Origin of the sequence: Methylobacterium ajmalii, assembly GCF_016613415.1 — a bacterium.
Taxonomy (GTDB): Bacteria; Pseudomonadota; Alphaproteobacteria; order Rhizobiales; family Beijerinckiaceae; genus Methylobacterium; species Methylobacterium ajmalii.
The window spans coordinates 1-20,341 of the sequence record NZ_JACWCT010000052.1; the positions used below are offsets into that span (position 1 = coordinate 1).

A 20,341-nucleotide genomic window follows, 5' to 3' on the forward strand; every position below is an offset into this window, starting at 1 on the left:
CGCCTCACGCTGTTTCCTGCCTGTGGCCTGGGCGTCTATCAACCCCAAACGACGAAGCGGGCTTCGAGCCCGCCTCTCGTCCATCAACCCCGAATGACGAATGACCGTATCTTTTAGGATATAGCAGCACAGCGCCGGCGACGTGCTCGGTGCCGTCCGGCTGCAGCGCAAGGACCGTGACGTGGTACTGGCCCTCGATGGCGCGCACGCGCCTGTAGAGCGTCGCGTAGGCACCGTCGCGATGCTCGTAGCGGCGCGGCCCGGCCGGCGCCGGCGCGGAGGCGGCCAGGGCGGCCTTGGCGGCGGGCAGGGCGGTCCCGAAGAAGGGGCGGACGCTCTCGGCGGCCTCGGCTGCGGCGGCTTTCGCGCGGGCCCAGGCGTCGCGGAATATGGAAGGGCGGTCATAGCGGATGGCCGTGGCCATGATGTTTGCTCCCGTCAGGGTGTCCAGCGGCCCGGTGTCGACCATCTCGCCTGTGTCTCAATATCGGAGACGGTAAATGAAATGTCAAGTTTCCCTCGCGCGGCCCTTAGGTTCCTCGCATCGCGAATCCGTACGCTGCCCCAATTGAGGATTCCCGGGGACGGACATGGGCATTCGAGTTCCGGAAGAGGACTTCATTAAGGATGCCATCGACAAGGCGGAGGACACCCTCCTTCGGCGGGCCGGCTATTGCTTCCTCCTAGAGGTAGAGAACGTCGACGAGGTGGGATTTGCCCTCGCGGCGACACGCAACGACGGAGCCAGGGCGCGCTTCGACGTCGTCGTTCCTGCGGAGGTGGCGCACGAGAAACTGACCGCGTTTGAGCGGGTCCGGCGTGACCGCCAGTGGTTCAAGGGCGAGCTCAACGCCATCGTCGAGGACCTGTGCAAGGGGCTCGTTAAGGACGAGGACGAGCCCGTCCCGCAGCCCGAGACCGAACAGCGCTACGCCGTCGTCATCTCGTTCGGCTCCCGCCCCGACGTCGTCCTGACGCCCGAGCACGGCGTGCCGGCCGACGAGGCCGTCCGGGTCTATGGCGCTTTCCTCGCCGGGGCCGCGGCAATCGGCGGCCGCCCCGCCATGCTCCCGCTGGGAGCCCGACATGAGCACTGACGTCGCTCGCGCCTGCCGCAGGAAGCAGCTGGCATCGGTTGCCAGCGGCCTAGTCGCCCCTGGCGCTGGCTGCGCGTGGCAGGACTGGGAGCTCGCCTGTATCCTGGCTCGCCTCCTCGGCACCGGTCCGCACACGAGCGAGGGCGTCACTCCGCCGTACACGACCGCGCTGGAACCGGCCCGCGCCTTCGTCCGGCAGGCGCTGCCGGGCTTCTACGTCGTCAGCGGTACCTGCGCCCGGACGGGGCACGCCAGCATCGGTCCGGACTACGACGGCCCCGACGGCGAGCGCCTGGCAAGGGAGTGGCCCCCGGACGGCATCGCGGAGACCGGCTGGCACGAGGAGCTCCCCCACCGAGACGGGCCCCACCGAGAGTGCCGCGCGATCCTGGCAGCCGCCGTCCGCGCGCTCTCCCATCAGAACGACAGGACCTGAGGGAGGCGAGCGCCACAACCTCAGAGCCCGCTTGCCCGCCGAAACCAAGTATGAACTCATAGGGCAAGCTATGATAGGCATTGGTCTGATGAACAACACCATCTCCGTACGATCCAATACAAGCAGCTCCAGTCGCACTCCAGAAGAGATACTTCGAGGCCTTAAAGACTTAGCTCCTGATGATTTTTCTAAAAAACTGCTCGATAGCGCCGCAGGAGTTATTGATGATCATAATAACTTTCTCAGGCTCAACTATTTTTCTGTCGCGGTTAGGGTGTTCTTCGAGCATATAATGGGTACGCTGTCGCCTGACACTGCTGTCTCCGCCTGCCCATGGTTCCAGCTTGAGAGCGGCCAGGACAAGCCGACACGCGCACAACGCATTAAATACTGGCTTCAGGTAGGGCTGAGTGACGACTTTCTGGTCGATGAGCTCGGCCTTGATCCCGATCCACTGCGTAAAAGCTTGATGCAGGCGTTTAACCGCTTAAGCAAGCATGTTCATGTGCGAGCAGACACAGTTGTGATAGATCCAGCATCTCAGTCCGCCGAAATAAATCGGTCAGTTTCGGCTGTCGAGGAACTTTTGTCTGCATATCATGACTGCCGGAGTATTCTTCTCGAACCTCTGATTGAGGCTTTAGACGAAGAAGCAGTTGATACCCTTATGTCGGAAACTATCGGCGAAATCGACGAGCTAGCTTCGCATCATTATCTTGAAGAGGTTCATACCGACGATACGCGAGTTCTTGATATCGGCGCACAGTTCGTAAAGTATCAAGCGTCAGGAACTGTTAGTGTTCTCCTGCAGTATGGCTCGAATGCTGATGTGAGGCGTGGAGATGGCGCAGAGATGAGCACAAGCTTTCCGTTCGCCGTCGAATTTGAAGTTCCCGTTGAAGAACCTCGCGACCTCCGAAATGCTGTTATCGTGTCGGGGGTAAACACAGATTCTTGGTTTGATGGACCAGATGAGGAGTAATTTTCGATAGTACCCGTCTTGTCATCTCCCTCGCGCCGCGGTTCGCCAACGCTCTGCGCGGGGCGGCCCCCTGTCAGGAGGGGCCGCCCCGCGATGCCGCCGAGGTGGGCGCCCGCTACGCCCGGCGGGATGCCGAGCGGCGGGCGGGGAAGGCCAAGGCCGGTTAGGCGGCCTCGGCGGGGCGGTCGTCGCCCCACACCTGGCACATGGCCTCCGCCTCCGCCGCCTCGCGGCAGGGGACGCGGAGGATTCGAGCCTTAAAAGCCTCGCTCCCCGCTGCGATCCTCTGCAGCGTCGCCTCGCCCTTCAGGAGGCCCCGCACCCAGCCGCTGTCCTCCTTCCAGTAGCCGAACGCGAGGTCGGCTCCGTCGAAGGCAGCCTTCATCCAGACGCTATGGTTCACGCCGCTGGCGAGGCACTGCTCCTGGATGACGCGAGCCTCTTCGAGCTCGGAGCGGAGGGTCTGGCCGTCCATGTCGGCCTCATAGGTAACGCGCATTGCTGTGCTCCCTTGGTTGCGATGATGGCATCGTGCCGAGGGGCGCATCACATTCGACTGAATCAAAACCGTAAAATTCGATGCAATGCTCAAGAATCTGCGTTTACCACTTGGAAAGATTAATTTAGTTCATAAAATGCCAAGTATTAGTGTCTTCTGTGTAAGTCAGGTTCTTGGTACGTTCTCCCAAATGACTTCTATAGAAGTCATTCCAGCGACCCGTCCGAGGCCCGCCGTTAACTTTTGAGGGCGCAGATTTTTTCACGGACGGCTGCCTCGACGGCGTCCCGGGCCGTCCGCCTCCGCCCCGTGCGGGCGGACCTCGTTAAGGAGTGCCGGACCCCCGCCGCGGCGGACGATGACCGCGCCGGTACCGGGGTTCGTCCTGTGAGGGGTAGATGGGCGCGTCGGTCATGCCGGCGGCGTGTCAGCTCGCGCGCCGTCCGACCAGCCTCAAACGACGCGAGCGGAACCGGGCTAGCGGCTCCTCGCCCGGGAAGCGGTGGATCTGCCATCGGCGGGTATGCCGCACGACGCCCCCGATGACCTCGTCGATCTCGTAGACATCCCCCTGCCGGTCGACCCATCGCTGGCCTGGCTTGGGCGGCACTAGCCGCGAGACCTGCCGGCCCGCCCAGTCGTAGGCGACCATCCCCGCCACGAATAGCGCGCACCCGGCCAGCCCGGTAAGGGCGACGGCATCCCCGATAGTCCAGACGAACATGACACCCTCCGAATCCGGGGGCGACGCCCCGCGGTCAGGGCATGATCGCCATACGGGACGCGAGGAACGAGTGCCGAGGGCCGAAAGCGCCACCCAACGCCGTCCGAGCGCCCTGTGGCGCGGTTCCGGCCGTCCGAGTGCCGTCCGAGTTGGGCCTGGCCGCCGGTCCGGCGGCTGCTCCGCATAGCGGGAAATGGGTCCGGCGGAGCCTGCAATCGGCCGCTTAGAAGGCGGCTTCTCTATCCAGCTGAGCTACGGAGTCTGGCGCCAACAACCCCCAAAAGCCACGGGTTCGGCCCGCGGTCAGGCGTTTCCGCCATCACGCACTTTCCCCCTTGGAGAGGGGTCGAAAACGCCAAGCCCAGGGGGGGTGATACGGTTATGGCAGTGGATCCCCATTTTGCCGGCGAACGGAGTCCCTGGCCCGCAGCGTCGTGGAAAAAGCATCTATCATAGTCAACAATGCCCCCGGCGAACGGCCCCCTTTAAATCAAGCTTCAAGTTTTATCCTGCACGATGGTGAAGCATGGGCATCTAGTCCGGCATGTGCCGGAACGCTACCCCCAGGAGCACTTAGGAAAATGGCTCGGACGAAAGGCCGTCGCCGGCTGACCTGCCACCACGAAGCCGGACATGCTTTGACGCGATGGTACTTCGGACATAAAACGGATCGTGCCTTAGTCCTCACTGTTGATGAGGTCCGCGCCGGCAAGACTGTAAGGAACCGCAAGGGCGTAGTTATTCGCGACTGCGAAGGCATAGTCGAAGGATACGACATTCATGGCTATCCGTATGGCCCTATGCTGACCGTAGGTTCTGCAGAGGAACAGGCTTACTCCAACTACCTCCGTGCCATAAACCGAGATGTAGAACTTATTAATTGCTTTGCAGGTATTGCAGCTGAAGCGCACTATCGACATGCTTCGGCGAGCGCCTGTATGTTGGCGGGCGGCATACAAGACATGCGCCATGCCCAAGGGTTGGTTGATGCCTGGGATTTACCATACGAAGAGCAGCAAGCACTACTACGACTGTCCGAATTAAGAGCCACCGCTCTAGTGCGGTCGAAGCCGGGGTCCGCTGCTATCAAGGCGATAGCCGATGCGCTTATGGAGCGCGGACGTTTGACCGGAGAGCAGATCGCGCGGCTGTGCCGAAAAGCCTACGCCAGCCGAGAGTGCGCTCATAGCGCCTGGAACGCACACTGGCCAGCTATGCCCAAGCAGATCCGAGCAGGCTTTATTCCTGAGCGCTTACCGTAGGCTTCGTAGATCCTACCAGATAATAAAGTAAAATGTTGACGTGACCAGCCAACCGTCCCCTCCCCTTCCATGAGAGGCAGCGGGTCGTAGTCCGTCAGCCTATCTTCTCAGCTGGGTATCGGAGCCCCTCCCCTGCCTATCCGTGAAATCAGCCGCCGCACGATGACCGTGACGTTATCGCAGCGGGACAGGGCCATTCGCCCCATGTGAGCCTTCGGAGGAGTTACCATGGCACCCCGAAAGGCTCGGGAGTTCAACATCACAAATTTCGGCTTCGCGCCACTTCCGGACCTTTGGATGGGGTTTCTAGAATATCCGCTTTCGTCCAACAGCAGTCGTTGGCGAGAGACCTCAAGCGCACCACCTGAGCAAGACGAGCAGTGCGAGTGGGATTAGCATTGTAGCGACCACCGCAATCAAAAAGCGGTCCGCCGCTTTCCGAACATGCGGGCGGACCCGCCGCCTCCCGCGTGGGCTCGAACCCCAGTCCTCCCACCGGCGAGAGGCCTTCTTGCCCATTTCGGTCAAACCCTTTCAGACCGGAAGGATGGCAGCCTCGGCCGCGAGCGCCTCGTCCTCGACCTGGACGGTGACGTGCTCGATGCCGTAGCGCTCCTTCATCAGTTGTCGGATCGTCCGGATCACGCCGGGTCCGCTGGCAAGGTCGTCCACGACTACGTGCCCGCTCATCGCGTCGAAGCCCGAGGTCAGCGTCCAGGCGTGAAGGTCGGAGGCGCGGCGTACGCCCGGTATCGCCTCGATCTCGGCCTTGAGCGTGGCGAGGTCGACGCCGGGCGGCGTGCCTTCCAGCAGGATGTGGAGCGCCTCGTTCAGAAGGCGCCAAGTACGCGGCACGATGAAGAGGCCTATGCCGGCTCCGACCAGCGGGTCGACCCAGGCCCAGCCGGTCGCCATGACTACAAGGGCCGCGAGGATGACGCCGACCGAGCCGAGCATGTCCGAGAACACCTCGAAATAGGCGCCCTTGACGTTGAGGCTCTCGGACGAACCGCCGGCCAGCAACTTCATGCTGACGAGGTTCACGCCGAGGCCGACGAGCGCCACCAGCATCATCGGCCAGCCGAGGATTTCGTTCGGCTCCACGAACCGGCGGTAGGCCTCGTAGAGGATGTAAGCCGTCACTCCGAGCAGCACGACCGCGTTGGCGAGCGCCGCCAGGATCTCAAAGCGCATGTAACCGAAGCTCTTGCCCGGCGTCGGCGCCTTGGCCGCGTAGTGGATGGCGAGCAGCGACAGCGCGAGGCCGCCGGCATCCGTGACCATGTGCGCAGCGTCGGCCAGCAGCGCGAGGCTGCCGGTGAGAAGGCCGCCGACGACCTCGGCGGCCATGTAGGTCAGGGTCAGGGCGAGCGCCCAGGCGAGGCGGCTCTTGTTCCTCCCCGCCGCCGAGCCCGAGGGGATGCCGCCGTGCGAGTGTCCGTGTCCCATGGTTCGCTCGTTCTCCGATGCGAGGGTGGAGGCATCCGGCTCAGGGGCCGGCCGTGCCGATCAGGTCAGCGACGTGCGCGCCGGCCGGATGCCCGGCCTCGGCGTGGTGGGTCTCGGAACAGGCAGCAAAACCGGGTCCAAAGACGGTCGTGACCAGCTCGCGCCGACCTCCGTCGGTTTCGCGGCTGGCCAGGAGCGCCCGGCCGCCGCGCCAGAACTCGGCATCGGCCGCGCCTCCCGGTTCCGGCTCGCCGTAGCGGCGGACGCCTTCGTCGTGGATGGCGCGCCGGGCCCGCGCGAGAGCCTCTCCGGAGAGCGGCAGCCCGACCCAGACTACCTGCTGCAAGCCCTCGTCCCGACACACGACCAGGACGACCTGCGCGGTCGCCGTCCCGGTCGCCGGACGCCAGCCGCGCGGGTAGTACAGGGCGGTCAGGTTCGCCTCGCGGTCGGCCCTGAGCGGCCGCGCCACGGCGCTTACCGGTCCCCAGGCGAGGCCGAACGGGGCCTCGCCGGACGGATCGTTCCCGGCGAACGCGGCATGCGTCAGGGCGAGAACGGCCATGGTAGCCATCCCCTCCGTACGCCGGCGCATGCCGGCTACTCCGCCGCCTTGAGGTGGCGTGACGCCGCCTCCTGTGGCTGCGCCGCCGGCTTAGTCGCGGCGACCTTGCCGAACCGAGCGTAGAGCGCCGGCAGCACGATCAGCGTCAGCAGGGTCGCGCTGATCAGCCCGCCGATGACCACGGTGGCGAGCGGCCGCTGGATCTCGGCGCCCGTCTCGGTGGCAATCGCCATCGGCACGAAACCGAGCGAGGCAACGAGCGCCGTCATCGCCACAGGCCGCAGGCGCGTCATCGCGCCTTCCAGGATGGCCTCCCGCTTCGACCGTCCCTCGGCGACGAGCTGCTTGATGAAGGTCAGCATCACGAGACCGTTCAGCACCGCCACGCCCGAGAGTGCGATGAACCCGACCGCCGCCGGCACCGAGACCGGCATGCCGCGCAGCCACAGGGCGGCGATGCCTCCGGTGAGTGCCAGCGGCACCGCGCTGAACACCAGGAGCGCGTCCCGGGGAGAGCCGAGCGCCGAGTAGAGCAGGAGAAAGATTAGGAAGAAGCAGACCGGCACCACCACCATCAGCCGCTGCTTGGCCGAGGCGAGGTTCTCGAACTGCCCGCCCCAGGTCACGTAGTAGCCCGGCGGCAACTGCACCTGGCTTGCGACCTTGGCCTGGGCCTCCGCGACGAGCGAGCCGATGTCGCGGCCACGGACGTTCGCCGTCACCACCACCCGGCGCTTGCCGTTCTCCCGGCTGATCTGGTTCGGTCCCTCGGTGACCAAGAAACGCGCCACTTGCTTGAGAAGGACCGAGGCGGCCCGGCCGCCCGGCCCCGGCGGCAGTGGCACCGGGATGTTCTCCAGCGCCTCACGGTCCTCACGCACCTTGTCGGTGAGCCGCACCACGATGGGGAAGCGCCGGTCGCCCTCGAACACCACGCCCGCCTCGCGGCCGCCGATGGCCGCCCCGATGACCTCCTGGATCGCGCCGGTGCTCAGGCCGTAGCGGGCGGCCTCGGCCTTGTTGATCGTGATCTCCAGGAACGGCAGGCCAGCCGTCTGCTCGACCTTGACGTCCTCGGCCCCGTCGATGCCCTTCAGCGCAGTCGCGACCTGATTCGCCGCCTTCAGCATCGGTGCGAACTCCTCGCCGAACACCTTCACGGCGAGGTCGCCGCGGGTGCCGGCGAGCAGCTCGTTGAAGCGCAGCTGGATCGGCTGCGAGAACTCGTAGACGTTGCCGGCGAGCGTGCCGACGGCGGCCTCGATCTGCTCCTGCAACTCGGTCTTGGATAGGCTCGGATCCGGCCATTCCTCCTGCGGCTTGAGGATGACGAAAGTGTCGGACGAGTTCGGCGGCATCGGGTCAGAGGCGACCTCGGCGGTACCGGTCTTCGAGAAGACATAGGCCACCTGCGGGAACGCCGAGACCGCCTTCTCGACCCTGAGCTGCATCGCCTGGGATTGCGTCAGCGAGGTCGAGGGGACGCGGGTGGCGTTGAGCGCGATGCTCTTCTCGTCGAGCTGCGGGATGAACTCGGTGCCGAGCCGCGTGAACAGGAAGCCGGCCCCGACGAGGAGCAGGAGCGCCAGGCCGATGAAGGCGAAGGGCGCCCGCAATGCGGCGGCGAGCGCCGGCCGGTAGGCCGCCTTGAGTGCCCGGATGATGAGGTTGTCCTTCTCGGTGACCTTGCCGGTGATGACGATGGCGATCAGCGCCGGCACGAAGGTGAGCGAGAGCACGAAGGCGGCTGCCAGCGCGATGATGACGGTGAGCGCCATCGGCTCGAACATTTTGCCCTCGACTCCGGTGAAGGTCAGGAGCGGCACGTAGACCAGGATGATGATGGCTTGCCCGTAGAGCGAGGGCTTGATCATCTCCTCGGCCGAGGCGCGCACGGTCTGGAGCCGCTCTTCGGTGTCGAGGGTTCGGCCGAGTGCGTGCTGCTTCTCGGCGAGATGGCGCAGCGCGTTCTCCGTGATGATCACCGCCCCGTCGACGATGAGGCCGAAATCGAGCGCGCCGAGGCTCATCAGGTTCGCCGAGATCTTGGCCTCGACCATGCCGGTCATGGTCATCAGCATGGCGACCGGGATGACCAGGGCCGTGATGATGGCGGCCCGGATGTTGCCGAGCAGCAGGAACAGGATAACGATGACGAGGGCTGCGCCCTCGGACAGGTTCTTCGCCACCGTCTTGACCGTCGCCTCGACGAGGCGGGTGCGGTCGAGGACGGTCTGCACCTCGACCCCGGGCGGCAGGCTCTTGCGGATCTCGTTCATCCGCGCATCGACCGCGGCGGCGACCGTGCGGCTGTTCTCGCCGATCAGCATCAGCGCGGTGCCGATGACGACTTCCTGCCCGTCCTCGGATCCCGAGCCGGTGCGCAGGTCGCGCCCGATGCGGACCTCGGCGATGTCCCGGATCCGCACTGGCACGCCGCCGCGGGTGGCGACGACGACCGTCTCGATGTCGTCCATCGTCTCCAGGCGGCCGGCCGCGCGCACGACGTAGCCCTCGCCGTCGTCCTCCAGGTAGCGCGCGCCCTGGTTGGCGTTGTTCGCCTCGAGCGCCCGGGCGACGTCGGAGAATGACAGGTCAAGGGCGGCGAGCTTCGTCGGGTTCGGCTGGACGTGGTACTGCTTCTCAAACCCGCCGATGCCGTCGACGCCGGCCACTCCCGGCACGGTCTTAATCTGGGGCCGGATGATCCAGTCCTGCACCGTGCGCAGGTAAGCGGTCTGCTCCAGCTCCGACTTCAGGCGCTGACCCTCAGGCGTCAGGTAGCTGCCGTCCGGTTGCCAGCCCGGCTTGCCTTCGGGCGAGGCCTTGCGCTCACCGGGCTTCGCATAGTGGATCGACCACATGTAGATTTCGCCCAGGCCCGTCGAGATCGGCCCCATGCTGGGCTCGGTGCCGGGCGGCAGGTCCCGCCTCACCTGCGCGAGGCGCTCGGCGACCTGCTGGCGGGCGAAGTAGATGTCGAGCTTCTCCGCGAAGACCGCGGTGACCTGCGAGAAGCCGTTGCGCGAGAGCGAGCGGGTGTATTCGAGCCCCTTGATGCCCGCGAGCGCGGTCTCGACCGGGTAGGTGACCTGCTTCTCGATGTCGACGGGCGAGAGCGACGGCGCCGTCGTGTTGATCTGCACCTGGTTGTTGGTGATGTCGGGCACCGCGTCTATCGGCAGCTTGGTGACCGAGTAGCCGCCGAAGCCGGCGGCCAGCAGCGACAGGAGCAGAACCAGCCAGCGCTGGTGGACCGAAAAGTCGAGGATGCGGGAGATCATGGCGCGTCTCCTCAATGCGCGTGGTCGGCTTCGCTCTTCCCGAGCTCGGCCTTGAGGAGGAAGGTGTTGGCGACGGCGATGGCCTCGCCGGCCTTGAGGCCGGACATGACCTCGACGGCGTCGTCGTCCGAGCGTCCGAGTTCGACCTCGCGCTTCTCGAAGCCTTCTTCGGTGCGCACGAAGACGACGCGCTTGCCCTCGATGGTCTGGAGCGCGGCCTTTGCCACCCGCACTGGAACCTGGTCACGGGCGATCTCGACCTCGGCGGTGACGAAGGTGCCGGGGCGCCAAGCCATGTCCCTGTTCGGGAGCGCGACGACCACCCGGGCGGCGCGGGTCTCGGCGTTCAGGAGCGGGCTGACGAAGATGACTTTGCCCTGCTCGTGGCGCTCGCCACCCTCCTGGCTTGGGGTGACGGTCACCACTGCACCCTCGCGCACCTGGGGCAGGTCGGCGGTCGAGACCGAGAGCTCGATCCACACCGTCGAGAGGTCGGCCACCGTATAGACGTCGGACGGATCGCCCTCCTTGCCGACGGACGTGCCGACGTCGACCTTGCGCTCGACGATACGTCCCGACAGGGGCGAGCGCAGCTCGTACTGACGCAGTGTCGATGCGTTCGGTGTCGTCTCGTCCCGCTTGGCGAGCTTCGCCACCTCCGCGGCGTTCAGGCCGAGCGCCGAGAGCTTCTGGCGGGCGAGATCCTGGCGCAGGGTGGCCTCGGTGTAGACGGCCTTGGCGTTCAGGTAGGCCGACTCGGCCGAGACGCGCTTGTCCCAGAGCGCCTGCTGGCGGTCGAAGTTGGTCTTCTCCAGCTCGGCCCGCACCACCGCGGTGAGATACTCGCTCTTGGCGTCGGCGACCTCGCGGCTGTCGAGGACGGCCACGACCTCGTCCTTCTTCACGGCGTCGCCGAGGCGCTTGCGCATCTCGGCCACGGTTCCGACGACCTTGGCCGGCACCCGGGCGATGCGGTCGGTGTCGGGCGTGATGGTGCCGGGCACCAGGATGTGCCGCGACAGCGTCCCGCCCTCGGCGTTGGCCACCTTGATATCCTGGGTTTCGACCTGCTCGGCGGTCATCTTGACGTGACCTTCCTCGCCCTCGGCCTCGGAATGCGCGTGCTCGCCGTGGGCGTCGTCGCCCGGCTTGCCGTGATTGGTGTCGGCCTTGCCGTGGGCATGGCCGTCATCTTGGCCTTCACCTTCGGCATGGTCGGCTTGCGGGGCAGCGGCCTTGGGTGCGGCGACCTTGGGCGGCTCGGGGGGAGAGGTGAAAGCGAGCAGGGATGGCGGCACGCCTGCAACGCTGAGGGTGCCTCTGACAAAGCCGGATACAGGGGGGATGACGGCGCCGATGGCGATGCCGGCGGCCAGGAGGAGAGCGGCCAGGAGGATGCGCATGGAGAGGCTCGGCCGGGTGCCGGACGCCCTGAGGGGCGGTCACGGGCTGTCCCGTCTGTTCGCGTGAAGGAGGCCGGCGCCGCAGGCAGCACCGGGCGAGGACACACGCCGCGGAAAGGCGGCGTCACCTCACGCGCGCGGGGGTCTCGGCAGACGGTCGGGTGCGAGGGAGGAGGCCGTCTCGATCAACCCCGGGTAGTGCGGACGCACGCCGTCGAAGACGGGTTCCGCCAGAGCGGCCGTAACGGTGGCGGCCTGATGGCAGCCACAATGGAGGTGGCAAACCAGGCCGGGATCGGACGTCCTCGCATCGGATGGGGCGTCGACGCTCGCCATCTCGGGGGCATGCCCTTGCGCGAGACCCTGGCCGCCGACGTGGTAGGCGAGATCGTCCGCGTAGCCGGCGCTGGGCGCGACCAGCGACAAGGCGAGGACGAGCGCGAGCAGCTGGACGGCGACCGCCCACCATCCTCGTGCCGCGCCTCGGCGGCTATGCGCGTGCCCAGAAACCATCTCCAGCCTTATGTGCCATCGAACCCAGTTCGCACAAGGCTTCCCCTCGCGCCATCGAACCTGGCATGGACGAGATTGTCCTGTCCTCGACGGGGCGAATGCTGGGTTCCTCGCGACGTCGCTTCGCATCTATGGCGCACCCACGGCGCGACGATGTGCGAGCACTTTCGCGAAACTCCGATCGCGCACGAGCACCACTGACCTTCGGCCCGCGACGGTTCCGGAGGGCGAGTGTGGCTCGACCGTGAACGCCGGCGTCACGACGCGTTCAATCCGGCAGGAACAGGATGTCGGTTCCTGACGGAACTTCGGAGCATCCCATGAAGACGGTCCTCGCCGGCCTTGTCGCGGTCCTGGCCCTCGCCCCGGTCGCGGCCTCTGCCCAATACTACGAGGGAGGTTACGCCACCCGACGCCACCACGACCACATCGAGGTTTACCGACACGGGAACCACGAGGACGTCGTCGTCCGGCACCATCACCCGCGCGGGTACGAGGGCCGGCGATACTATGGAGAGCGGCCGCACCATCATCATCACCACTTCGACCACTGAGTCCCGCCTACTGGTTTATGGGACCCGCCCCGGCATGAGCCGGGGCGGGCTTGTCGCGGTGCGTGAGGGGGGCGAAGGTGCACCGCGAGCAAGGTCCAGGGCGGGCGCGGGTTCGGCCAGCGCATAGCCGATGCCCGCCGCAAGCAGCGTGAAGACGAGGAGCAGAGGCAACATCCGCATCCCGCTCCCTCCTCTCGCCCGCACCGGGGTGTCACTTCTTGCCGTGGCTGTGCCCGTGCGCGTGACCGTCCTTCTCGAAATGTGCGGGTGAGCCGTCGGGCCGCCTCTCCTGTGCCTCGCGGACCCGCGGGTCGTCGCGGTGAGCCGGGCCGCCCGAGATAGTGCCGGTGTTCGGCACCCCCCGCTCGGGGTTCGTTGCGTTGCCGTGGCCGTCGAGGGCGAGCGCGGGCGCCGCGGCCCCTGTCAGCATGCCCATCGCGAGGATGGCGGGCATCATGCGCTTCATCAGTCTGTCCCTCGTGTCCGTGCGGCGTCGGCCGCGTCGAGAGGTGAGATAGCCGGGCCTATTGTCCCCCGTTCGCCGCGTTCGTGACGAAGTGTGTCAGCCGCGTGGACCTGCTCGCGGCAGGCGGATCTCGGCCCGCAGGCCGCCACCGGGGCGGTTGCCAAGGTTGATCGTGCCGCCCTCGGCATCGATGGCCCGCTTGGCGATGGTGAGGCCGAGCCCCGTGCCGCCGTTGTCGCGGTTCCGGGAGCCCTCCAGCCGCGTGAACGGCTCGAAGGCACGGGCGATCTCCGCCGACGGGATGCCTGGACCATCGTCGTCGATCCGCAGCACCAGTTCCGCATCCCCGACCTCCAGACCGATGCGCACCCGGGTCCCGTAGCGCACGCCGTTATCGACGAGGTTCTCCAGAGCGCGCCGGAAGGCCACGGGCCGCACCGTGGCCAGGGTGCGGCTCGGTCCGTCGAAGGCGACGTCCCGGCCCGTATCCGAGGAGGCGTCGGCGACGCCCATGAGGAGGCTCGCCAAGTTGGTGACCCTGCGCGCCTCGGGGTCGTCGTCGCCGCGCATGTAGGCGAGCGTGGCGTCGACCATCGCCTGCATCTCGTCGAGATCTGCTTCCATGGCGCGTCGCTCGCCCTCGTCCTCCATGCGGTCGAGACGCAGGCGCAGCCGGCCGATGGGCGTGCGCAGGTCGTGAGAGACAGCCGCGAGGGCCTGGGTCCGCTCCCCGACAAGCCGGTGGATGCGCGCCTGCATCGCGTTGAGGGCCCGGCCGATCCCGCGGATCTCGTCCGGTCCGATCTCGGGCACCCGAACCGGAGCGCCGTGCCCGATCCGGCCGGTGGCCCGGGTCAACTCGCGCAGGGGCCCGGCGATCCGGTGCATCAGGACGACGGCGGCCACCCCGACGAGGACGGCCATCGCGGTCGCAAGGGACGCCCAGGGCGCCAACGGCACCAGGCTCGGCGCGTGGGCCGAGCGGAAGGTCAGGGCACTCCCGTCGGGGAGCTGGACGGTTCCGCGGAGGTCCTGCCGATGGAGCGGTTCGTCCGGCGCCTCCAGGGTGAGAGAGAGCGCAGGGCCGAGGACCGGTTCGAGGGCCAGGAGGCGGTCGCGCAGGTCCCGAAGCGCCGGATCGATCGCCGGGGCCGGACCGGACCGGTCTTGAGGTTCCCAGCCGATCTCAAAGTGGTTCGAGGACAGGGCCTTGGCCTCAGTGCCGCGGGCCTCGGGAGGACGCCTCAGGACCGCCTCGCGCGCCAGGATGAGGTGACGGGCAACCTCTGTGGCGAAAGCCTCGTCCGCCGCCGCGACGGCGGAGTGACGGTAGATCGCGAGCGCCCCACCATGAACGAGAAGGACGGCGAGGAGCAAGACGGCGACGGTGCGCCCCTCCAGGCTGCGGGCGAGGCCGGCGAGCCCCCTCATGCCCGCTCGACCTTGGCGGCCAGCATATAGCCCGAGCCGCGCACCGTTTTGATGACGGGGGCCGCCCCCTCGGGCGGTTCGAGCTTGCGCCGCAAGCGGCTCACCAGGGTGTCGACGCTGCGGTCCGAGGGCGCGGCAAGGCGCCCCCGGCTCATCTCCAGGATCTGATCGCGACCGAGCACCCGCCCGGGATGCTCCAGGAAGACCAGAAGCAGGTCGTGCTCGGCGCCCGACAAGTCTACGGCGACGCCCTCCGGATCGGTGAGCGCGCGGCTGCGCAGGTCGAGCCGCCAGCCGGCGAATGCGAGCGCCTCCGGTCGCGCCGCGGCGACAAGTGTGGGAACGATGGCCGAGCGTCGCAGCACCGCCCGGATGCGGGCGAGGAGTTCCGGTCGGCCGAACGGCTTGGCGATGTAGTCGTCGGCGCCGAGTTCCAGCCCGAGGACGCGGTCGGCCTCCTCGTTTCGGGCGCTGAGCATGATGACGGGAAGCGTACCTCTCGCACGCAAAGCCCGGAGCAGGTCGAAGCCTGAAGCTCCAGGCAGCATCACGTCGAGCAGCACGAGGTCGATGGCGAGGTCAGGCAGGAGCGACCACATCTCGGCACCGCTTCGGCAGCCGGTGACCCGGAAACCGCTCTCGCGCAGGAGGCGGGTGACCAGCACGCGCATCCCGTCGTCGTCCTCGACGAGGAGCAGGTGCGGACCGCCATCAACCGTTCCGTGTCCGTCACCGGCCGCCATTATCGGCTCTCCCTCACCCGACCATGTCGTCCAGCAGCAGGAGCAGCAGGAAGCCCGCGAAGAACATCGCCGTCACCCAGGGCCGATCCTCCGTCTCGTGCGCCTCGACCAGGAGTTCCTCCGTGACGAGGTAGAGGAGCGCGACGAGGCCGAACGCCAGGAAGGCCCCGCGGATCGCGGCGGGCAGCGCGGCGACCGGGCCGCCAAGCAGCGCGCCGAGCGGCAGGAGGACGGCGAGAGCGGCGGTCAGGCCGACCACCCGGCCCTTCGAGGTTCCGCCCTCGCCGAGTTCGTTCGCGACGGTCAGGCCGAGGAACAGTACCTCGATGGTCAGGGCGACCGTGAGCAGGAGACCGACCTTGGCGCCCGCCGCGAAAGCGATGCCGAGGACGAGCCCGTCGACCAGGATGTCGATGCCAGTGACGGTCAGGAGCCCGACCGGCCCCTTCAGGCGACGCTCCAGCAGGCGAACCACGAGCATGACCGCCACGCCAACGGCGCCGCCGACCAGAGTGGCCCAGGGCGACCCGGCATGCTTGAGATCGGGCAGGATCTCGCCCGCCGCCGCGGCGAAGACGACGCCCGCGGCGAAGTGCTGGATGGCGCTGACCAGGACGGGGCCCGGCCGCAGGTTGACGGCGACCGCCGCGCCGAGGACGGCGGTCGCCGCCGGGATGAGGGTGTAGATCCAGGCTTGCATGACAGGCTCAGACCACGCCGTCCGGGGCCAGCGCACAAGCGGTCGCCTCGCTGGTCTCCACCTGCAGGGTGACGTGGGCGATCCCGAAGCGGTCCTTCAATTCGTGCGCGGCCCTCATCAGGAAGGTGTCGTCCGCCCCGGCCGGCATCACGAGATGGCTGGTCAGCGCGACCTCGGTGGTGCTCATCGGCCAGACGTGCAGGTCGTGGACGGCCGTGACGCCGTCGAGGTCTCTCAGATGGGCGCGCACGGCGCCGGGGTCGATCCCGGAAGGTACCGCGTCGAGCGACATCCGCACGCTCTCGCGCAGAAGACCCCAGGTACTCCACACGACCATCGCGGCGATGGCCAGGCTGGTGACCGGATCGACCCAGCGCCATCCCGTCAGGGTAATCAGCAGGCCGGCGACGACGACACCGGCCGAGACGGCGGCATCGGCGGCCATGTGGAGGAAGGCGCCCTTCACGTTGAGATCGCCCTTGCGTCCCGATGCGAACAGCCAAGCCGTGACGCCGTTGACCAGGATGCCGATGCCGGCGACGACCATTACCGTGATCCCGGCCACGGGTGCGGGCTCCGCGAAGCGCCGGACGGCCTCCCAAGCGATGGCGCCCATGGCGACCAGCAGGATGACCGCGTTGAACAGGGCCGCCATGATCGACGACCCCTTCATGCCGTAAGTGTAACGAGCCGTCGGAGCCCGGTTCCCGAGAACCGCCGCGGCGCAGGCGACGGCGAGCCCGAGCACGTCCGAGAGGTTGTGGCCTGCATCGGCGACGAGGGCGAGGGAGTTGCTCCATACGCCGTAGATCGCCTCGATGAGCACGAAGGCGATGTTCAAGCCGATGCCGATGGCGAAGGCCTTGCCGAAATCGGTGGGTGCATGGGCATGGCCGTGCCCATCTCTACCATGGGCGGAGTGATCTGCGTGTTCGGTCATCAGGAGATGCGCTCGCTTCCAAGCCCTCGATAGGCATCCAACCAGTGCGGCAGGCCTAGCTCCTCTAGCGACTGGAGGAGCAAGGGCTTTTATCGAAGGCATGAGAGAATTCCTCGCCTCCCGACTGGGGCCGTCACACGGTCATCGAAGGAACCGTTCGGGAGTTGTGTCAGTGCTCCTCGTGCAGACATTCGCCGTGATCGGCCAGAACCTCGACGATGCGGCATTCCCGGATGCGTCCCTGCGAGCACTGGTCGAGCATCGAGCGGATTTCTGCCCGTAGCCCGGTGAGCCGCGCGATTCGGTCGTCGATGTCGGCGAGGTGCCGGCGGGCGATGGCGTCCACCTCCCCACAAGGACGCTCTGGCTGCTCGGCGAGGTCGAGTAGCGCCCTGATGTCCTCGATCTCGAAGCCGAGTTCGCGCGCGTGCCGGATGAACCGGAGCCTGCGCACGTCGGCCGCACCGTAGGTCCGCCTGTTGCCCTCCGTCCGGGACGCGCGCGGCAAGAGCCCGCGCTCCTCGTAGAACCGGATGGTCGGCACCTTCACGGAGGCCTGCCGTGACAATTCCCCGATGGCGATGGTCTTCAAGGCGCTTGCTCCTCTAGTCGCTAGAGGAATTAGGGTTGCCCCGACGAGATGGAAGGCACCCGACCTTGACCGACGCAGCAACCCTGGACAGGACCGAAGCCCCGACGACTCGCCTGCGGGTGACCGGGATGGACTGTGCGTCATGCGCGGCCAAGGTCGAAGCTGCTGTACGCCGCCTCCCGGACGTCATGCAGGTGCAGGTCTCCATCGCCACGGAGACGCTCGCGGTGCACCACGGTCCCGGCAGCGACGCGACCGCCATCGCCACCACCGTCCGAAGGCTCGGCTACGGCGCCGAGGATCCCGACGCCACCGGACCGGAGGAGGCCGACGAGATCCCCTGGTGGCGGGCTCCGAAGGCCCTGCTGGCGTTCGCTTGCGGCGGAGCCCTCTTGGCAGCCTACGCGCTCGGCCACGCCGTCTCCGCGACGGAGCGCTGGGCCTTCCTCGCCGCCATGGCCGTCGGCTTGGTGCCGATTGCGCGCCGCGCCCTGTCGGCGGCCCGGCACGGCACCCCGTTCTCCATCGAGATGCTGATGACGATTGCCGCCGTCGGCGCGACCGTCATCGGGGCGACGGAGGAGGCCGCGACCGTAGTCTTCCTGTTCCTGGTCGGCGAGGTGCTGGAAGGCGTCGCCGCGGGCCGCGCGCGGGCGAGCATCCGAGGGCTCACCGGCCTGGTGCCTGACACCGCCCTGCTGGAGCGGGACGGCGCGAACGAAAAGGTCCCGGCGGCGAGCCTTCGGGTCGGGGCGACCGTGCTGGTCCGGCCCGGCGACCGCGTGCCGGCCGACGGCATCGTCATCGAGGGCGGGAGCGCGGTCGACGAGGCCCCCGTCACCGGTGAGAGTGTGCCGAGGCGCAAGCAGTCCGGCGACGCGGTGTTCGCCGGCACCATCAACGGCGACGGGGCGCTGCGCGTCCGGGTGACCGCGGCGGCGCGGGACAACACCATCGCCCGGGTGGTGCGGCTGGTCGAGGAGGCACAGGAAGCGAAGGCGCCGACGGAGCGCCTGATCAACCGGTTCTCCAGGGTCTACACCCCCGCCGTGGTCGCGGTGGCCACCCTGGTGGCGGTGGTCCCGCCGCTTCTCGCGGGTTGCGAGTGGGGGGAGTGGGTCTACAAGGGGTTGGCCATCCTGTTGATCGGCTGCCCATGCGCCCTGGTGATCTCGACGCCCGCGGCTATCGCGGCTGGGCTCTCGGCCGGGGCGCGCCGAGGCCTGCTCATCAAGGGAGGTGCCGTGCTGGAGCGGCTGGCCGCGGTGACTATGGTCGCCTTCGATAAGACGGGTACCCTGACCGAGGGCAAGCCCGTCGTCACCGACGTGGTGGCGTTCGAGCGGTCCGGGCGGGACGTGCTCTCGCTTGCCGGCGCGCTGGAGGGCGGCTCCTCGCACCCGCTCGCGGAGGCCGGGGCTCCCATGCCGCCGGCCTTCGGGGCGCAGGCCCTCGGCGGCAAGGGCGTTACCGGCAAGGTCGGGGGTCTCGACCTGTTCCTCGGCTCACCGCGGGAGGGCGCGGCGCGGGCGTCGTTCACGGCACAGCAGGAGGCCCGGGTCTCCGACCTTCAGGGTGAAGGCAAGACGGTGGCCGCGCTCCTCGTGAACGGCGCCTTGGGCGGCCTGATCGCGATGCGCGATGAGCCGCGGGAGGACGCGAAGGCCGGCATCGACCGCCTCGCGTCGCAAGGCGTCGGCACGGTCATGCTGACCGGTGACAACACGCGCACGGCCCGGACCGTGGCGGGGGCGCTCGGCATCGAGGCGCGGGCCGACCTTTTGCCGGAGGACAAACGGCGGATCATGCGCGAGTTGATGGCAGGGGGCGCGATCGTCGCGAAGGTCGGCGACGGCATCAACGACGCGCCGGCGCTGGCGGCCGCCGATGTCGGCATCGCCATGGGCGGGGGCACCGATGTGGCGCTGGAGACGGCCGACGCGGGGGTCCTGCACGGGCGCGTCGCCGACGTAGCCCGCATAATCGAGCTCTCGCGCCGGACGCTCGCCAATATCCGCGCGAACGTCGCCATCGCGCTGGGCCTGAAGGCGGTGTTCCTGGTCACGACGGTGCTGGGGATCACCGGCTTGTGGCCGGCCATCCTCGCCGATACCGGGGCCACGGTCCTAGTGACGGCGAACGCACTGCGGCTGCTGCGGATGCAGGTTTGAACCGGACTGTGTTCGCCCTCGCGGCCGGTCACACAGGGCACCCGGCGCCGCGTCGCTCCCATTCGACATACTCCGCGCCTTCGACCGCGGGCCAGAATTCGACGTCGCCGATGCGACGATGTTGAGCCATCCGGAAGCTGCCGCCCGCCTGGACTTCGGCAGCCACCTGATCGAGCGCGGGGTGGTGAGCATCATGTGCCCGTACCTGCTGATATCGTGACCGCCGCACGAAGACCCGCTTCTTCCTACCAAGCGGACGTCTAAGCCGGTAGGCTTGAAGGTCTGCAAGGGGTCAAAAGCACGGGTCAAAACAGCACGCGGCAAACTCCCGAGCGATGTGGCAAGCTCCCCCTCTAGGTTAGGATCGAGAGCCTCTCGGGAGAGCAGCTATCCTTAGATCGGGGTGTACGTGGCGTGGGCGTAAACTGGCATCACCCATGTCCGCCTGAATGTCCGGGGGTTCGCTGGGCAGGACGGAGGGGAATTGTGAGGCCGCTGCTCCGGCCGGTCGTCCCCTTAGCCCGCGGCTC

Annotated in this window: 19 protein-coding genes; 6 read left to right on the plus strand and 13 right to left on the minus strand. The window is 67.5% G+C overall.

The genetic code is table 11. The features are described 5' to 3' along the window. Positions 1-4: 4 nt before the first annotated feature. Positions 5-469 (minus strand): hypothetical protein, encoded by a 465-nt coding sequence (locus tag HPY23_RS09205; RefSeq protein ID WP_200649596.1) that lies wholly within the window; start codon positions 467-469, stop codon positions 5-7. Between the two features lie 121 nt (positions 470-590). Here HPY23_RS09205 and HPY23_RS09210 point away from each other — a divergent pair, with 121 nt between their 5' ends. From HPY23_RS09210 to HPY23_RS09220, 3 genes are all read left to right on the plus strand, one after another. After that, on the plus strand, positions 591-1,097 hold the full coding sequence (locus tag HPY23_RS09210; protein ID WP_091887188.1) for a hypothetical protein: 507 nt from the start codon (positions 591-593) through the stop codon (positions 1,095-1,097). Next, a complete protein-coding gene (locus tag HPY23_RS09215; RefSeq protein WP_091887186.1) occupies positions 1,087-1,533 on the plus strand; it encodes a hypothetical protein in 447 nt (148 codons plus the stop codon). The genes HPY23_RS09210 and HPY23_RS09215 overlap by 11 nt, the downstream gene beginning before the upstream one ends. 88 nt (positions 1,534-1,621) lie before the next feature. Then, the gene (locus HPY23_RS09220) at positions 1,622-2,515 is read left to right on the plus strand and encodes a pPIWI-associating nuclease domain-containing protein (RefSeq protein ID WP_139234971.1); all 894 of its coding nucleotides are present in this window, start codon (positions 1,622-1,624) and stop codon (positions 2,513-2,515) included. Between the two features lie 163 nt (positions 2,516-2,678). Here the strand turns inward: HPY23_RS09220 and HPY23_RS09225 are convergent, their stop codons facing one another. Beyond that, complete coding sequence (locus HPY23_RS09225; RefSeq protein WP_139234970.1) at positions 2,679-2,990, minus strand: hypothetical protein; 312 nt, start codon at positions 2,988-2,990, stop codon at positions 2,679-2,681. A gap of 451 nt (positions 2,991-3,441) precedes the next feature. After that, positions 3,442-3,738: a hypothetical protein gene (locus tag HPY23_RS09230; protein ID WP_091887182.1), complete on the minus strand. Its 297-nt coding sequence runs from the start codon at positions 3,736-3,738 to the stop codon at positions 3,442-3,444. 581 nt (positions 3,739-4,319) lie between these two features. Here HPY23_RS09230 and HPY23_RS09235 point away from each other — a divergent pair. Continuing rightward, positions 4,320-5,000, plus strand: coding sequence for a hypothetical protein (locus HPY23_RS09235; RefSeq protein WP_139234969.1), 681 nt, complete (start codon positions 4,320-4,322; stop codon positions 4,998-5,000). Positions 5,001-5,534: 534 nt separating this feature from the next. Here the strand turns inward: HPY23_RS09235 and HPY23_RS09240 are convergent. Genes HPY23_RS09240 through HPY23_RS09255 form a run of 4 tightly spaced genes read right to left on the minus strand, consistent with a single transcriptional unit; the run spans position 5,535 to position 11,701 of the window. Continuing rightward, positions 5,535-6,449 (minus strand): cation diffusion facilitator family transporter, encoded by a 915-nt coding sequence (locus HPY23_RS09240; RefSeq protein ID WP_200601597.1) that lies wholly within the window; start codon positions 6,447-6,449, stop codon positions 5,535-5,537. A 40-nt stretch (positions 6,450-6,489) separates the two neighbouring features. Then, positions 6,490-7,023, minus strand: a complete 534-nt coding sequence (locus tag HPY23_RS09245) for a threonyl-trna synthetase (protein ID WP_413231086.1) — start codon at positions 7,021-7,023, stop codon at positions 6,490-6,492. Between the two features lie 26 nt (positions 7,024-7,049). After that, positions 7,050-10,298, minus strand: a complete 3,249-nt coding sequence (locus tag HPY23_RS09250; RefSeq protein ID WP_091887178.1) for an efflux RND transporter permease subunit — start codon at positions 10,296-10,298, stop codon at positions 7,050-7,052. A gap of 11 nt (positions 10,299-10,309) precedes the next feature. After that, positions 10,310-11,701 carry an efflux RND transporter periplasmic adaptor subunit gene (locus HPY23_RS09255; RefSeq protein ID WP_091887176.1) on the minus strand — a complete coding sequence of 464 codons (1,392 nt, stop codon included), beginning with the start codon at positions 11,699-11,701 and terminating at the stop codon, positions 10,310-10,312. An 833-nt stretch (positions 11,702-12,534) separates the two neighbouring features. Between HPY23_RS09255 and HPY23_RS09260 the strand changes: the two genes are divergently transcribed. Further along, positions 12,535-12,768: a hypothetical protein gene (locus HPY23_RS09260; RefSeq protein WP_091887172.1), complete on the plus strand. Its 234-nt coding sequence runs from the start codon at positions 12,535-12,537 to the stop codon at positions 12,766-12,768. A 211-nt stretch (positions 12,769-12,979) separates the two neighbouring features. On the opposite strand, the gene HPY23_RS09265 is transcribed toward HPY23_RS09260, so the two are convergent. The 6 genes from HPY23_RS09265 to HPY23_RS09290 all read right to left on the minus strand — a co-directional run bounded on the left by HPY23_RS09265 (position 12,980) and on the right by HPY23_RS09290 (position 17,640). Further along, complete coding sequence (locus tag HPY23_RS09265) at positions 12,980-13,234, minus strand: hypothetical protein (protein WP_091887170.1); 255 nt, start codon at positions 13,232-13,234, stop codon at positions 12,980-12,982. A 96-nt stretch (positions 13,235-13,330) separates the two neighbouring features. Further along, the gene (locus HPY23_RS09270; RefSeq protein ID WP_091887169.1) at positions 13,331-14,665 is read right to left on the minus strand and encodes an ATP-binding protein; all 1,335 of its coding nucleotides are present in this window, start codon (positions 14,663-14,665) and stop codon (positions 13,331-13,333) included. Further along, positions 14,662-15,408, minus strand: coding sequence for a response regulator transcription factor (locus HPY23_RS09275; RefSeq protein WP_091887167.1), 747 nt, complete (start codon positions 15,406-15,408; stop codon positions 14,662-14,664). The genes HPY23_RS09270 and HPY23_RS09275 overlap by 4 nt, the downstream gene beginning before the upstream one ends. Positions 15,409-15,421: 13 nt before the next feature. Continuing rightward, positions 15,422-16,108, minus strand: a complete 687-nt coding sequence (locus tag HPY23_RS09280) for a ZIP family metal transporter (protein WP_091887166.1) — start codon at positions 16,106-16,108, stop codon at positions 15,422-15,424. A gap of 7 nt (positions 16,109-16,115) precedes the next feature. Next, complete coding sequence (locus HPY23_RS09285; RefSeq protein ID WP_200601598.1) at positions 16,116-17,048, minus strand: cation diffusion facilitator family transporter; 933 nt, start codon at positions 17,046-17,048, stop codon at positions 16,116-16,118. Positions 17,049-17,217: 169 nt separating this feature from the next. Then, on the minus strand, positions 17,218-17,640 hold the full coding sequence (locus HPY23_RS09290; RefSeq protein ID WP_091887163.1) for a MerR family transcriptional regulator: 423 nt from the start codon (positions 17,638-17,640) through the stop codon (positions 17,218-17,220). A gap of 65 nt (positions 17,641-17,705) precedes the next feature. Between HPY23_RS09290 and HPY23_RS09295 the strand changes: the two genes are divergently transcribed. Continuing rightward, positions 17,706-19,811 carry a heavy metal translocating P-type ATPase gene (locus HPY23_RS09295; protein ID WP_091887161.1) on the plus strand — a complete coding sequence of 702 codons (2,106 nt, stop codon included), beginning with the start codon at positions 17,706-17,708 and terminating at the stop codon, positions 19,809-19,811. The last annotated feature ends 530 nt before the right edge of the window (positions 19,812-20,341 follow it).

Bases quoted from the DNA above. Each gene is read 5' to 3' on its own strand.
- HPY23_RS09255 (WP_091887176.1), bottom strand. From the start codon at position 11,701: ATGCGCATCCTCCTGGCCGCTCTCCTCCTGGCCGCCGGCATCGCCATC.
- HPY23_RS09210 (WP_091887188.1), top strand. From the start codon at position 591: ATGGGCATTCGAGTTCCGGAAGAGGACTTCATTAAGGATGCCATCGAC.
- HPY23_RS09235 (WP_139234969.1), top strand. From the start codon at position 4,320: ATGGCTCGGACGAAAGGCCGTCGCCGGCTGACCTGCCACCACGAAGCC.
- HPY23_RS09215 (WP_091887186.1), top strand. From the start codon at position 1,087: ATGAGCACTGACGTCGCTCGCGCCTGCCGCAGGAAGCAGCTGGCATCG.
- HPY23_RS09260 (WP_091887172.1), top strand. From the start codon at position 12,535: ATGAAGACGGTCCTCGCCGGCCTTGTCGCGGTCCTGGCCCTCGCCCCG.
- HPY23_RS09245 (WP_413231086.1), bottom strand. From the start codon at position 7,023: ATGGCTACCATGGCCGTTCTCGCCCTGACGCATGCCGCGTTCGCCGGG.
- HPY23_RS09230 (WP_091887182.1), bottom strand. From the start codon at position 3,738: ATGTTCGTCTGGACTATCGGGGATGCCGTCGCCCTTACCGGGCTGGCC.
- HPY23_RS09240 (WP_200601597.1), bottom strand. From the start codon at position 6,449: ATGGGACACGGACACTCGCACGGCGGCATCCCCTCGGGCTCGGCGGCG.
- HPY23_RS09220 (WP_139234971.1), top strand. From the start codon at position 1,622: ATGAACAACACCATCTCCGTACGATCCAATACAAGCAGCTCCAGTCGC.
- HPY23_RS09265 (WP_091887170.1), bottom strand. From the start codon at position 13,234: ATGAAGCGCATGATGCCCGCCATCCTCGCGATGGGCATGCTGACAGGG.
- HPY23_RS09205 (WP_200649596.1), bottom strand. From the start codon at position 469: ATGGTCGACACCGGGCCGCTGGACACCCTGACGGGAGCAAACATCATG.
- HPY23_RS09280 (WP_091887166.1), bottom strand. From the start codon at position 16,108: ATGCAAGCCTGGATCTACACCCTCATCCCGGCGGCGACCGCCGTCCTC.
- HPY23_RS09270 (WP_091887169.1), bottom strand. From the start codon at position 14,665: ATGAGGGGGCTCGCCGGCCTCGCCCGCAGCCTGGAGGGGCGCACCGTC.
- HPY23_RS09250 (WP_091887178.1), bottom strand. From the start codon at position 10,298: ATGATCTCCCGCATCCTCGACTTTTCGGTCCACCAGCGCTGGCTGGTT.
- HPY23_RS09225 (WP_139234970.1), bottom strand. From the start codon at position 2,990: ATGGACGGCCAGACCCTCCGCTCCGAGCTCGAAGAGGCTCGCGTCATC.
- HPY23_RS09275 (WP_091887167.1), bottom strand. From the start codon at position 15,408: ATGGCGGCCGGTGACGGACACGGAACGGTTGATGGCGGTCCGCACCTG.
- HPY23_RS09285 (WP_200601598.1), bottom strand. From the start codon at position 17,048: ATGACCGAACACGCAGATCACTCCGCCCATGGTAGAGATGGGCACGGC.